Here is a 14,016-nt window from a genome sequence, read left to right on the forward strand (position 1 = left end):
TTTTATGATTTTATTGGGCGTCTGTGAAACGCCACAATCACCTAATAATAATCCATCATTGTAAATTCCAAATGTACATTTGTGTAAATATTATGTTAATTGTGAACAGGTGGGTGGTTCTTCTGATGGTCTTTTTTGCGTGGAAAATAATACTAGATTTTCACTATTGCCTCTAGGAGTACTAGAATCCTCTCAAAATAAAATACAGGTATAAATACCTGTATTTCTACTTTTCTAGTTTTTCCGTCCGAATAGTTAATTGTTTGATTCCTGTAATTAATTCCTTCTGCCCCTTCTCCAAATTATCCGTACGTCCTATTAATTCAAATGCCACTTATGATAAGCTCAGATTAACCACTTTTCAGATATAATAGGATTTTTTCTTGTTCAGGAACGAGGCAGGACTTGCAATAATGGTATAAACAAAACTTTTGGAAACATTTAATAAAAACAATAACTTTTAAGCTGAAGAGGGAGAGTTATCGATATGATTAAGCTGATTAAGGAATTAATTGATAAACAGTATGGAAAGCCGCAAGGTCTATTAGGAACGTATATCGGTGAAAAGATGGTACGGCAACATAAACCTGAAACTTTATGGACGATTGAGCTATTAAATATTGTGCAGGGCGAAAGTGTATTAGAATTAGGATGTGGTGCTGGTTATGCAATGAAACTTATCCTAGACCAAACTTTAGTAGAACAAGTAGTAGGAGTGGACCTTTCACCTACCATCATTCGGTCGGCTACGATTAGAAATAAAAACGCATTAAATACTAAAAAAGCAAAATTGGTTCAAGCAAATGTTAATAGATTACCGTTCCAAGATGGAAACTTTGACAGAGTGTTTAGCATACATACAATTTATTTTTGGGACGATTTATCTGAAACCTTATCAGAAATTTACAGGGTATTAAAACCTGGAGGTTATTTCGTCATCACCCTTTGTGATGGCAAAGATGATGAGATATGGCAAGGTATAAAAAGTATGATTGAAGAACGATTTATTCCTATTGCTAAGGAACATGGATTTCTCGATGTTGCATTATTAAAAGGTCCAAAATCTAGACAATTCCATACAATTGCAGTTTTGGGTCATAAACATTCCTAAGTATATAATGCCTTTTCAACAAACAAGTAGCATTTCTTAGAAAACGAACAAAAGGACCTCTGGGTCCTTTTGTTTATACAGTTTATCAACATTAACGTTTAACAGAGCCTAATTCAAAAATAAACAAGCCTATAAAAAATATATTGGCTTGTCTAATTTATAATATTGAATCTCTTTGATCCCGGTTTTATTTGTTTTCTCTCTTGGCTAACGGTATCCAGATACTGCGTAAACTCTGATTTACCAGAATAAGAAAGACATAAGTATTCTTTGGCTCTCGTCATCCCTATGTATAACAATGAAACTTCCCTTTCCTTATTCTCCTCAAGCGGAAACGGCATAGAGTCTACATTCACGATAAAAACCGCTCGGAAATCCAATCCTTTACTGCTATCAATGGTACTAATTTTAACTTTCCCATCGTCTTTTGCATAAGAGCGTTTTGAGACGTCGTTTTCGGTAATCCAAAAATAAGGTAACCCTTCATCTTTTAAAGAACGTTGAATAATATCAATGATTGGAAATTTATGTGTCCGTTTAACACGGTAAAGAATGAGGACGTCCTCAAGCGGGACTTTTTTCTCCAGATGTAATTTCTTTATGGATCGAGCTACAATTCTCATTTCCTCAAAAAAATTATTGGCTTTTACGATGCCTGGCTCTGGACCTCTTCGCTTCGTGCTCTGTGGCGCAATGATCTCACCTTCCAGTTCACGATTGACCACTTTATTTTTAAACATCGAATGCTTGCGATAAAATTCCCAAGCGAATTTTACAATCTGCTGGGTGTTCCGATAGTTGATGGACAGAACCTTTGATCTTCCTTGAAAACTTAAGCCCGTATCCTGCAAATAGGAACGCTTCCGCTGATAAATCGTCTGAGCACGGTCTTCTACTAATAATAGAGACTGTGTATCTGCATTAATCAGTAAACTAACTAACCGTAGCCAGTCAGCTTCAAAGCCCTGGCCCTCATCAATCAAAACGGCGTCATATGTAGGTAGAATCGCTTCATTTCTTTCTAGTTTTTCTATGATATCTGTAAGCTGCTGCTCTCTTATCCTTAAATCATTTTTTAACCAGGAGTGAAAATTCCTCACAATAATATTCTCATTTTTTACAGATATAGCATTAGGATCAAAATCAAATAAATCCTCTGGCTCATTGAGCATATGATGGATCATTTGCTGAATCGCATTTGAAAGAGAAATATTGTAACAGAGAATGAGTATCTTCCAGTCAGGATTCTGTTTTGATAACATCTTTGCTCGACTTGCTAAGATAATCGTTTTACCACTTCCAGCAACCCCACGTATTAACCGGTTCTTATCCCCTATTTGTTTCGCTAAATTCTCCTGATGAAGATCCATAGTTTTAATATCATGTAAGGATAACAGAAGCTGGTCCTGATAAGGTACCGGTGGTTTGTATTCAGCACTAATCCGTACCTCAGGGAATAAGTGATAACGAATAGCATTTATGTCAGCTATGGATAGTGAATCCTTTAAACGATATGGAACAACAAACATATTGAGGATTTTTTCCATTAATACTTCTTCTGAAAATCCCTCTTTGTCTGGATCAATCTCATCCCTAGTTAGACAAAGATTCGGCTCAATGACTGAGTAAAGGCCTTCTTGGACAAAATCTTTAGAATACAATCTGGTAAAAACAACTCCATGCCCATAAGGGAACTTTAATTGAAATTTATATTTACCTTCTAATTGAATCAGACTTTTATCTTTTTTCAACGTATCAACTACATGAAACATATTGTCCCTTGCCTGCTTCATCGGACTTTTGATGACCGCTTGATCTCCAGAGGTAGTAACAATATGCCATTCATCATGATTAATTTGATAGAGGGTATTCTTCGTATAGTCCTTTACTTCTAACACGACAATGCCAAGGTCGGGCCCAATAATCACAAAATCAGGTCTTCTTCCTTGAATATCAGGTTCAAAATAAACAATGTAGTCATCTGGTAAAAAGGTCTTAAGCGTTCGAAAAAACAGCCGCTCCCCTGTTGTCGCAGATGATCGAATTGTCTCGGGAATCGTAATTGCCATAACAACCGCTCCAAAAATTGCAATTTTCTCCATTATACTACAATTAGTACATTTCACCCATAATATTACAAAATACTTCTAATTATGTAAGAAAGTATCGATTTGCTTTGACTACTTTCTACCAAAATTAACATAAATCCCCCAAAAGTATTGTGTTTTACTTTATCTTAATTTATTAATAGTAATATAGGAAAATATGACCAGGAAAAATAATGTTAGGACTCACAGAAAGTGGAGTGAACGAATTGTTAAAAGGGATAATAGAAAAGTTATTTAAATCAAGCCAACCTATAAGTACTCCTCAAAATCAATCTATTAGTAAAGCAGATGTGGAGGCATTAGTGGAAGCAAAGCTAAAAGAACATGCTGCTACATTAGAAACTACACTCACTGAAAAAGGAAACCAAGTTCCCACCCAGGATGAAGATTACACATTATCCGCAAAGCAAATGGAGTATGCACTTTCATTGATTGAAAAAGTAAAAGAGGAATTTGAACTGGCAATCGATCCATCCAAGCTAACCATTAAAGATTTAAATAGATTAATTGCCTATAATCGTTATAAGAATAAAGGTACGCTTATTAATCTTGTGAAAAAAGGTGTACTCAAAAAGAAATAAATCAAAAAAATCCTCGGCTCCATTAAGGGCTCGAGGATTTTTTGAGAAGAAGTTTCGTTCTATCCGACGACTCTAGGGCCAAGTGGACGGTTCCGAAGGTTATTTTATCTTAGGTTTCTTAGTTTCTATTCTATTATTAGGTAAATAAGAGAATGGTCCCTGGTTCTAATTGGCATAACATTTTGGGCGAAATTTACTATTAATGAACTTGCAATCCCCTTAAAACTTCATCTTCAATGTTAATTTTTTTACTAGGAACAATAACGCTTGTTGCCAATTCCAGCTTTTCACCCAAAATTCGATGAACAATTTGTTCTACGGTTCCTTCTCTTAATAGCCCCTGTTGATCCGTCACAATTGGATAATACACGGTTACAGGTTTTTCTTGACCTATACGGTATACCCGATCTGTCGCCTGGTTTTCAACTGCTGGATTCCACCATCTTGTATAATGAATGACATGATTTGCTGAAGTAATCGTTAAGCCCGTTCCCGCAGCCTTAGGAGATAGAATCATTACATCGAAGCCAATCTTTTCGTTAAAAATATCTACCAACTGCTGTCTTCGATTTGTCATACCGTTTATAATCATCGGGTTAATCTCAAAGGTTTCGCGTATCCATTTTCGTAATAGCTGTTGCATTTGAATATATTCCGTGAAAATTAATACTTTTTCTCCTTTAACAGACACTTCTTCTATAATGTTAAGCGTCTCGGTTAATTTAGGAATATCCCTAACACTTAGATCGTTATATTTTTCATTTATTAGCGCTGGATGTGAAGATAGTGATTTTAATTTTTGAATTGCTTCTAAACCACTTAACATTTTTTCTTTAACGAGCGTTAAAACCTCTTTGTAGAGTGCAAGTTGAACAGACCCCATCGGAACTTCTCTCACCACAATACTTTTAGACGGTAACTGATTTCCAAGTTCTCCAGTCTTAGTCCGACGCTTATAGACTCTAGCAATTCGGGAGGTTAGTAGGTCTTCTACTTCAGTAGAATCACTATTCTCCATTTGAGTCACAAATTCTTTTTTAAACTGACTTAAACTACCGAGTAAACCTGGTTGAACAAAATCCATAATTGACCATAATTCACTTAAACTATTTTCCACGGGGGTTCCTGTCATCGCTAAACGGAATCTTGCTTTCATAGCCTTTATTACTTTAGATGCGGCGGTTGATGGATTTTTTATCGCCTGTGCCTCATCGCAAATGACTGCTTGCCAGTCCACTTGTCCAAATACCAGTTGATCTTTTACTAAAGTTTGATAGGTGGTTATAGTGATTCCTGTTTGTTGTAACACGCTACTATTTTTTGTACGTTGTAGCCCGCTATGAATACGAATTGATCCAAGTAAAGATGGAGCAAATTTCATTAATTCCTTTTCCCAATTCTCTATTAGAGTTTTAGGAACAACAATTAAAACCGGTGTTAACTGTTTCGTTTGTTGCAAATATGACAAAAACGAAACAACTTGGATTGTTTTTCCAAGTCCCATATCATCAGCCAATAAACCGCCGATTCTTCTATAATGTAAAGACTTCAACCAAATAAACCCATCTTCTTGAAATGGTTTCAGATTAGCAATAAAAGACTTTGGAGGGACTGGATCTAATATCCCCAAATCTTTCATTTGTTTTTGTGCTTCTAATATGGGCTGGTTAAATTCTAGTAGACTGATATTCTCAAAAATCTCCAGAACATATGGAAGTTTTGTTATATCGACTTCTTTACGAAATTCATCTCGAAGTGTATTACTTGTTTCAATAAATACTTCTGCATTTTGTGGAACCTTTATCCATTGGTTATTCCACTCAATAAAATCATCACCAAGCTCTTTTGCCTTATGAACAAGGTCTAGTATTTCTTCTGACTCAAATGAAGCATGTATTTCTCCTTCAGCGTCAAGAACAGTGAATCCGGTATCAATATCAAACCAGCCTCGCTCTCTTTCATTTGCATGAACGAAAGGCTGTGCTCGATATACTTGAATCCCAAGTGATTTTACTCTTTCACTAAAAATAGAAATATCAAGTCCCTCAATATCCGGTAAGAACGTTTCTGGATTCTCAACGAATCTAGGAATGTTGGAGCCTTTAACGGTATCAAGTTCTGAAATTTGTTTTGATTTTTTCTGCACATCAGGGTTTACAAATATTTTTTTATTATTTGGCCCAGTCGCAAATATGCTTCCCCCCCTACTCATTTCGTGGAGCAGGCTATCAGGTATATCCTCATTTGAAGAATACCGAGGTTCTAGCTTTATTTCTTTAGTATCATATGAAAAGTCTATTTCAAAATCATCAACAAATAAGTATTCTTGCTTATTCAAATAATCATCTAAAGGGATGTTCATTTTAATCGCTTTATTTCGGACTTCCGCAACGTAAGAAAAAATCCTATCTTTATCTCTTGGGTTTGGGACTTGCTCTACCAATTCTTGATAGTGATACTGACCCTCATCCATTAATAGTTCCGTTCCATCAGGTAAGGTTATCCATGGTCCAATTTGACGAGAAGTTTTTTCTAAATGTTGCCATTGACCATAACTTTTCTCTAAGAATATTCTAAAGGTGGCAAGTCCCACCGCTCCTTCATGACCTAGTTTTAATTGAAGCACTGTGGGTTCAGGGATACCTAGAATTCCCTTTACTTCTGATGGTAATTCAGCAAACAAAGAGTATGGGAGAAGATAGTTTTTATCTGTATCTTTTAGTACTTCATCCAGCCAAAGTTCTTCTAGAATCTCTAATAGACTAATATTCTCTTGTTGACGCAATTCGTATATTGAAAGCTTTAGTGGAAATGAAACATGATTTTCCTTCTGCCCTCGGTAAAGTGAATAGGTGATACCCTCTTTTGTCCTTTTCACATCAACATAAATTTGCTGGGATACATCCTTACTTTTTTCTTTTCTGAGAAAGTTAAACAGTCTTGGCACGTACCATCCCTCATTCTTTTACACTGTTTAAATATTTTTGCATTTGTTCGTCAAATCTTCGTTTCCATATTTGCCCGCGATGATCAAGTTTGTTAATAAACAAAGGGGTTCCGTTTTTTTCTGGAACTCTTTCTTTTAACATATCTTCTTTTGCACTGTTGCTTCGGGAAATTCTAAATTGGCGGCTATTTTTGACAGGGGCAATAAATCTCTCAAATCCATTTTTATGATAAAAATAAGCAGCACCAATGTTTCCAAATTCAACCACAACAAAATCTTTAAAATAAATAAATGCCACCTTTGGATTTTTAATCAGCTCTACATCGTCCATATACTTAATAAATCTCTTCCAATAATTAAAACGATTATTATCAGAATCACTTGCAAATATCTCTATTAAATTCTTTTGAATAACCCATCTTTTTACTTGTATTAATGCCTTTTCTGATAAGAAGTCCCATTCTTCTTCCTGTTCACGTGGATCACCAAGTCGAAATTTGGTTGCATCATGTAATATACTAGGATGAAATTCCTCAAAACCCCTTGCTTCTAGGTATACCTTCAAAATCAGCTTATATTCATCCTTGGAGAACTTTTCTAAACTTTTAGATACAAACTCTTCCCCATCTCGGTTTATAATGAAATCTTCTTGTAATCCACCTAGAAACATTTTCTTAAGCATTGAGTGTTCCAAAATAGAATCCTTTTTTATCTTACATTCCTTAAAAAGTAACTCTGACTTTGTTTTTCTTTTCACTAAAAATGGGATAAAACCATCGATAATTCCGCTACTATTTTTCATCGCTTTATCAAAAAAGGGTATAAATTCTTCCTTAATACCAATAAAAGAATCACTTTCTCGTTTAAAGGAATCACGAATAAGCTCTTGTAAGAATACATCAGAGATATCGTGTTGAAACAATTCCCATGCAGTTCTACCGACAAGTGATGTATACCTTGTAGATAGAATTTTATTAATTTTCCTTCTAGTTTCTGCTTTTTCTTTCGGGTATGGATATTCGTAAATTAATAGTCGAATATCCATTTTTGTCATTGTAGCCGCAAGTTCAATTAATTTATCAAATGCGGTCACTCTTATTCTCTCTAAAAGCTTTGGTAATTGGGTAGCACTGCGTGTTAAAGCTATATCTTTATCAATATCTTTAAATTGTTTCTCTAGCTTTTTGCGTTCTTCGGTTAATTTTATGGGCTTAAATGCAAAGTGATAAAATAGTTTACTGTTTTGCATTCTCATTCACCATTTCTTGGATTTTCTCAAGAACCTCATCATCTTTTAACCTAAACTTAAATTCAACCCTTCTTGATTTTTCCAAATCAATTTGCCCTTCACTATTGAGAATAGGCACACTAAAAGATCTTCCATTTGCGGTAATAACACTAGCTAATTGATCTCGATGAGTGAAATCTGGAAACTCTGGTGAAGAGATTTTTTGAACAACAGAAAGTGCTCTATCTTGTGATAATTGAAGATTATACAAATATCCGCCCTCGGTATCAGTGTGACCTTCAACAACGATTTGAGCGATTTCATCTCTAAATTGTTCGGATAAAAGAATACCAATATACTTTGGAATAAAATTTTCTAAATATTGTTGGCCAGTAGCAGAAACTTCACTACTATTGGTCTCGAAAAATACTCCTCCAGAGAACCGAATTGCGCCAGTTTGCTTATCCACTTCAATATTTAAATTTGAATCTTGAAATGTTTTCACTAATTGATTAATAATTTCCGCTTTTACTCCTACCAAATCCTTAATCATTTCATCTTGTTTTTTCAATTGTTCTTCTTTTTCAGCTATTACAGCACTTGATTCTTCAAATGTCGATTGCATATTAAACATCGCAATCATTAGGACCAAAGCAAAAATTATCAGTAGACCAGACATTAAATCCGTGTACGATACCCAAAAGTTTTCTTTTTCTTCTTCATGAGTGGAGTGGTGTCTATTAGCTGTCCTATATCCTCTAGCCATAAATCATCATTCCCCCGATTTAACCATTTTCCGAGCTTGCTTGTTTAATTCTGCAACGGAGTACTTCAAGGTATCAATTGCATCAGGCAAATCTACGATACCGTCCTGAATAGCATTTACACCCTTTGATAGATGTTGGACAGATTTAGACAATTCCTCATCAAATTGTTTAAATGTGTGCTCTAATCCCCGATGCATGTCATCGGTAAATTGATTCATGGATTGACTTAAGTGTTTATTGGCACTCGTAATAGCTTCCTTATTAGTTTGCCAAATATCCTTTAGCGTATTTATTCGTGCATCCATATACTGTAATTGGTCTGTTAAACCTGCATATAAATCGTCGACCATTTGATCAATATGATGTCTTTCCTCAATCGTTTTATCAAGGGCTTCTCGTATTTCTTCCTGAAGCTCACCGAACAATGATCCGTGCGTACCAACCTCTTTTAGTAGATTTGTTAATGCAACATTAGAATCATGAGACAGTTCGGCGTGTTGAGATAACGTTGCAGCTAGTTCTTGTTGTGTTTCAGCGAGCTGATGAATTTGTTGCAGATTTAACTCAAGCTTCGATTGCATATGAACTTGTTGTTCTGTTTGTGACACAATAGCACCTACATTGGACTCAAGGTTACTAAGATGATGGTCAAAGTGCTGATGGAAAATTTCTCTTTCCTCTACCATATTGAATAAAAGTTGAGCAATGGTACCTTGTAAATCATTGTTCTTTTCTGTAGTTTCATTCAATCCATGTTGGAGGCGTGTGTAAATTTCCCCATGATCATTCATTTTTTCTAGTAAACTATTGAAATCCTGATGGGATTGTTTCTGTACCGCAGCTTGCTTCGTTAAGGTATCTGATAATGATTGCTGCGTTTCCGTTAAACTATGCATGTTTTCAAGATTAGTTTCTAATTTTTCATGTAGATTTGTATGAACTTCCGTTTGAGCAACTACTAATTCTACATTTGACTTTAATGTTTCGAGATGCTCTGTAAAATACTGATCAAACGCATGTCTCTCCTCAGTCATTTTACCTAATAATTCTGAAGTAGAATTTTGCAAGTCACTGTTTTTAGCAGTAGTTTCATTTAATTCAGCTATTGTTGATTGGAAGATAGATTGATAATCAGTCAGTTTATCAGTAAAGCCATGGATTTGTTCTGTTAAAGAAGTAGTTTTCTCTACCATCAGAGATTGCCCTTTTGCTGACTCTTGCATGGATTCGACTAAGTCACTCATTTCAGAATGGACTTTCTTCTGCCATTCAATCGTAGTCTGAAGGGCCTCCCCAAGACCTTTCATATGATCTCCAGTAATCTCACCCAAAGAAGATACAAAATGATCTACCATGGTATTCATACCTTCCAATTGATTGGTATTTGTATTCTCAATCATATCACTCATTAATGATTGTGTTTGCTCTAAATGAGGTGTGAGTACATGACTAATAGATTCAGAAAAGCCAGAGACCATATTTGGAATCATGACATCAGTTAAGAAAACTTGAAAGTCAGTGATCTGTTTTTCTTGATTCTTAAACATTTGGTAAAGCACAATACTTTCTTCCTGTGTTGGGAATGTCTCATCTAAGCTCTGACGAATTTTAAGAAAGCTATCTGTTAAAATAGGGTGATAGAATCTTTTATCAAATAATTGCCATATAGCAGAAAATAATATTCCAATAATCGAGGAATAGAATTTAACTTTCATTCCACCTAATAATATTCCGATTCCTACTCTCATTTCCGCTGAATCTCCATTAGGATTTAAACCTGATACACCTGCAGCAATACCAACAAATGTACCAATAATCCCTAAAGCGAGGAAGATTCCAGGGATTACTTCAACAAATTTCCTTCTGCCAAACTTATTAACAAATAATTCTTCTAGAAAAAAATCATATACATCCGGAGTAAATACAACGCCCGATTGTTGAATTTGCATAAACTTTTTATAATAGCCATTCCAAGCTGGTTTAAAGCAATATTGGAAATAATCACTTTTTCCATTTTCCTGGAGCCATTTTTCAAATTCGAAAAACCTAGCAGGGATATCATCAATTTGTCGTATTTCTTCCAATTTTTCTGTAAGAATGGTTTTTTCTTTTTTCAGGTAAAAGTATGGTCTTAACAACAATGTATAACCTAATCCACATAGAATAATAACCATAACCCCAATTATGAAGTATGGAAAATATTCTGTAAAAAATATATTCATCTAATTAATCTCCTTGAAAAATATAATAAAAACAAATTCTATGTATTCTTTATGCTTATATAGGAATTTATATCCAATAAACAAACATGACCTAATGCCTATAATCACCCCAAAATTTTTACAATCATACAATTAATCTTCGACATTAATTGTAAGTTTCCTCTATGAAAGCCCTACCTATTATAAATAAAAATACCATGAACCTTCTGATGTTAGGCAGTTCATGGCTTTGCTTTCAAGGACACATTAAAGTTGGTAACGGGGGGACACTTTTTGATGAAAACTTATCTATTTGCTTTGACGTTTGATATTCCTTAACTCTTCGTTTGTTATCTCAAGGAAATCAATGATTGCTTGATTATCGTCTCCTCTTTTTACCATTATTTCAGCTAACTCTAGAATTTGTTCGTCCAATTTTTGCTGTTCATTAACGGGATATACATGAAAAGTAACCGTTCATCAAGTACTGTCTTGAAACGCTAATTACCAGGTTCGTATGGAATCAAAACCCGTTCTTGGACAAGATTAAGAAAATGCTTTTTAATTTTCCCTGGAACGTTTCCGCCTGTATACCTTAGTCCAATTTCAATGTTTTTCTTCATACCATGTTCCGTTAAATTGGCGGAGGTAATTAAAAAATCTTGTTCATCTACTAGAAGCAGCTTCGCATGCAAGCTTACATTTTCTTCTTGTACATTCCAATAATACAATTCATAGGGAGGTCCATCTCCCCACAATCTTTGAAATCTCCCTAAATTATTATATTGGTCGTTATGTAAGGCAATCCAAACTCGGCAGCCTCTATTAGCAGCGGAACGAAGCCGGTCAACGATTTCGATGATTGGCTCCGATTTAGCACTAAAAGAGTACCCCACTAAAAAGACTTCACTCTTCATGCTATCAATCATTTCAAGCATGGTGGTGTAAATAGACTTGGTTACCACGCTTTGCCGAGAAAAGGGGCCATTCCAGGCTAATTCCACTTTGTTTTGATTTTGTTCATACTTTGTTTTCGTATGATAGGCACTCTGTAAAGCTAAAAGGATACCCTCTTTATCAATCGTACTAGAGCGCCAGCTTCTAAAAAATTCAACTAGAAAACGTGCATCAACCTTTAATTGGGAAGCAGGCTGACTTAGACTTCTGCTTCCACTTTCGGTTGTTAGTTGGTTCGTTGAAATCATTTCATACAAACGTTGAAAGGATTCATCATTTAATTTTTGTGAAAGTTCGATTATTCTCTTATACATATCAATTTCCCTTAATTGAAGAAGTTTAATTGTTGATTCGATACAGTTTCAACGAGCAGGCTTCTATCCAAATAGCGATTGGTGCTTTCACAGGATGTCTCAGCGATTAGTAAACAAGAGTGACAACATGCACCATTTAAATCACGATGAAGATCTGGCTCGTAATCGGAACAAAGAGGATCCGCAGAACATAGTTTGGCTTCCTCTAAAGCTGCCCACACTATATCCGAGAACTGTTCACTAGATCCTAATTCAACTAAACCACCCAAACTTCCCTCTGAATCTGGTGAGGCCGTATAGATTAATACACCGGACATACTATCTTTCTTGTCGGGTGTCTTCCGAGAATAAATCCTTTCTCGCAACGAAGAAGCAGAATAGCCTGAATGCATACACAAATGCCTAATCAAAATATGAGATAAAGAATGTAACATGACGTATCTTGCACCCGGAAAAGGCGGACGATAATCAGGCTCAATATGGCGATTTTCATAGTAAAGATCAAATACTTCTTTGAATTTTTTTTCGTATTTCTTTACATCGTCTCTTTGTTCCCATTCACGTAAATAATTCTCATTCACAGCAAAGAAGATTCCTTCTCCAAAAGTTTCTACCCCTGGCAGCCAATCTACATCGGCTGCGCTTAATGAAGCAAAGCCAACATCTGCCTCGTTTCCTTCTGTGAAGGCTTGTGAGGTTACATCTGGTGCGGGATTGATCCTTGTAAAATTGCGAATGACCCTCACTTCTCGCAAGCGGCGGACCATTACAAGATGTGATATCTTTTCTTCATATTGCCCTGTTACTTGTTGAGGCTCCATCTCAAATAAATTTTCATCTTTAATATTTCTATCGGAACTTAATACCTTCCATTCCGGAAGAAGTAAGTCATCATGATTGGTCTCATCTTCTTCCTTTGTTTTTGACATCGTTCTCCAGATTTCATCAAGAGGAAATTGATTTAATCCTTGAAAAACTCTGTTATCATACAGTAATTTCAACTTATCATAGGTGTCAATATGTGAAAGGTTATCTGATAAGCCTTCAAGTACTTCTGCAACAGGTGATTGCGCTTCTTTCGGGATTGATAAAACACCTTCAATAACGGGAAAATAGATATTTGAGGCACCACGCAAAATAATTCTTTGCTCCTTACCGCATTGCTCTTCATTATTTTTCCCTAACCACGGTCTCTTCCCTGGACAAGGAGGCATGGCTTTTTGATTCTTATCAAATGCCTCCGAAAGTGGTCTTCGTGTATTACACGCTTTACACTCAACAATTTGAACATCCTCAAGTTTACCTTCTGCTGCCGAATCTTTTAAATATAACCGATTCTTTTCATTACATGATTTGTTTTTATTATGCACAAAGGAATTCCATGGGAAATCACTAAGGTGTCCGCTCGTACAGGCTGAGAGATATCTTACTGGAAATGCTTTGACATTATCACAGTTGGCATTGTCTCTATTGTTATTACAAAATATAGACCCGTCCGTTTTTTGAGTGAATTTATAGAACGGAGCCAGCCTTCGACAATTTGGACATACATAATAAGTTGGATATCGAAGCGATGGAATCGTTGGCACTTCACTTTTCGTTTTGGTTGGCAGCGATCTAATCGAATTGATTCGCAGCCGCTTTCTTAAACGCGGCTCATCGATTTTTTTCGTATCAGCAAAGCTCCAAAAGTCGATTCCTGACAAAATGATTGAGTAATCGGGTAAATCAATGATTGCACCAGGTCCATAGGTAGAAACAAATTGACTTGGACGTATTTCTCCAATTTTATTTTTCATCTG

The 14,016-nt window shown here is 35.6% G+C and carries 10 protein-coding genes; 2 read left to right on the forward strand and 8 right to left on the reverse strand.

The genetic code is table 11. The features are described from left to right. Positions 1-487: 487 nt before the first annotated feature. Positions 488-1,111: a class I SAM-dependent methyltransferase gene (locus M3189_RS09135; protein WP_251633543.1), complete on the forward strand. Its 624-nt coding sequence runs from the start codon at positions 488-490 to the stop codon at positions 1,109-1,111. 152 nt (positions 1,112-1,263) lie between these two features. Here the strand turns inward: M3189_RS09135 and M3189_RS09140 are convergent, their stop codons facing one another. Next, positions 1,264-3,180, reverse strand: coding sequence for a 3'-5' exonuclease (locus M3189_RS09140; RefSeq protein ID WP_251633587.1), 1,917 nt, complete (start codon positions 3,178-3,180; stop codon positions 1,264-1,266). Positions 3,181-3,392: 212 nt separating this feature from the next. Between M3189_RS09140 and M3189_RS09145 the strand changes: the two genes are divergently transcribed. Beyond that, positions 3,393-3,800 (forward strand): ABC transporter ATP-binding protein, encoded by a 408-nt coding sequence (locus M3189_RS09145; RefSeq protein WP_251633544.1) that lies wholly within the window; start codon positions 3,393-3,395, stop codon positions 3,798-3,800. Positions 3,801-3,999: 199 nt separating this feature from the next. On the opposite strand, the gene M3189_RS09150 is transcribed toward M3189_RS09145, so the two are convergent. The 7 genes from M3189_RS09150 to drmB all read right to left on the reverse strand — a co-directional run bounded on the left by M3189_RS09150 (position 4,000) and on the right by drmB (position 14,013). Beyond that, on the reverse strand, positions 4,000-6,747 hold the full coding sequence (locus M3189_RS09150) for a DEAD/DEAH box helicase (protein ID WP_251633545.1): 2,748 nt from the start codon (positions 6,745-6,747) through the stop codon (positions 4,000-4,002). A 10-nt stretch (positions 6,748-6,757) separates the two neighbouring features. Beyond that, positions 6,758-7,996: a hypothetical protein gene (locus tag M3189_RS09155; protein ID WP_251633546.1), complete on the reverse strand. Its 1,239-nt coding sequence runs from the start codon at positions 7,994-7,996 to the stop codon at positions 6,758-6,760. Further along, the gene (locus M3189_RS09160; protein ID WP_251633547.1) at positions 7,983-8,741 is read right to left on the reverse strand and encodes an OmpA family protein; all 759 of its coding nucleotides are present in this window, start codon (positions 8,739-8,741) and stop codon (positions 7,983-7,985) included. Before M3189_RS09160 ends, M3189_RS09155 begins: the two co-directional genes overlap by 14 nt. 6 nt (positions 8,742-8,747) lie before the next feature. Further along, positions 8,748-10,964, reverse strand: coding sequence for a hypothetical protein (locus M3189_RS09165; RefSeq protein ID WP_251633548.1), 2,217 nt, complete (start codon positions 10,962-10,964; stop codon positions 8,748-8,750). A 288-nt stretch (positions 10,965-11,252) separates the two neighbouring features. Continuing rightward, positions 11,253-11,378, reverse strand: a complete 126-nt coding sequence (locus M3189_RS26920; protein ID WP_285889492.1) for a hypothetical protein — start codon at positions 11,376-11,378, stop codon at positions 11,253-11,255. Positions 11,379-11,443: 65 nt separating this feature from the next. Further along, complete coding sequence (locus tag M3189_RS09170) at positions 11,444-12,214, reverse strand: phospholipase D-like domain-containing protein (protein WP_251633549.1); 771 nt, start codon at positions 12,212-12,214, stop codon at positions 11,444-11,446. An 11-nt stretch (positions 12,215-12,225) separates the two neighbouring features. Further along, positions 12,226-14,013: a DUF1998 domain-containing protein gene (gene drmB, locus M3189_RS09175; RefSeq protein WP_251633550.1), complete on the reverse strand. Its 1,788-nt coding sequence runs from the start codon at positions 14,011-14,013 to the stop codon at positions 12,226-12,228. Positions 14,014-14,016 lie beyond the last annotated feature (3 nt).

Origin of the sequence: Neobacillus niacini (assembly GCF_023715415.1) — a bacterium.
Taxonomy (GTDB): Bacteria; Bacillota; Bacilli; order Bacillales; family Cytobacillaceae; genus Neobacillus; species Neobacillus niacini_C.

Excerpts from the sequence above, each read along its gene's own strand:
- M3189_RS09135 (WP_251633543.1), top strand. The coding sequence starts at position 488 with ATGATTAAGCTGATTAAGGAATTAATTGATAAACAGTATGGAAAGCCG.
- M3189_RS09140 (WP_251633587.1), bottom strand. The coding sequence starts at position 3,180 with ATGGCAATTACGATTCCCGAGACAATTCGATCATCTGCGACAACAGGG.
- M3189_RS09145 (WP_251633544.1), top strand. The coding sequence starts at position 3,393 with ATGTTAGGACTCACAGAAAGTGGAGTGAACGAATTGTTAAAAGGGATA.
- M3189_RS09155 (WP_251633546.1), bottom strand. The coding sequence starts at position 7,996 with ATGCAAAACAGTAAACTATTTTATCACTTTGCATTTAAGCCCATAAAA.
- M3189_RS09160 (WP_251633547.1), bottom strand. The coding sequence starts at position 8,741 with ATGGCTAGAGGATATAGGACAGCTAATAGACACCACTCCACTCATGAA.
- M3189_RS09165 (WP_251633548.1), bottom strand. The coding sequence starts at position 10,964 with ATGAATATATTTTTTACAGAATATTTTCCATACTTCATAATTGGGGTT.
- M3189_RS09170 (WP_251633549.1), bottom strand. The coding sequence starts at position 12,214 with ATGTATAAGAGAATAATCGAACTTTCACAAAAATTAAATGATGAATCC.
- drmB (WP_251633550.1), bottom strand. The coding sequence starts at position 14,013 with ATGAAAAATAAAATTGGAGAAATACGTCCAAGTCAATTTGTTTCTACC.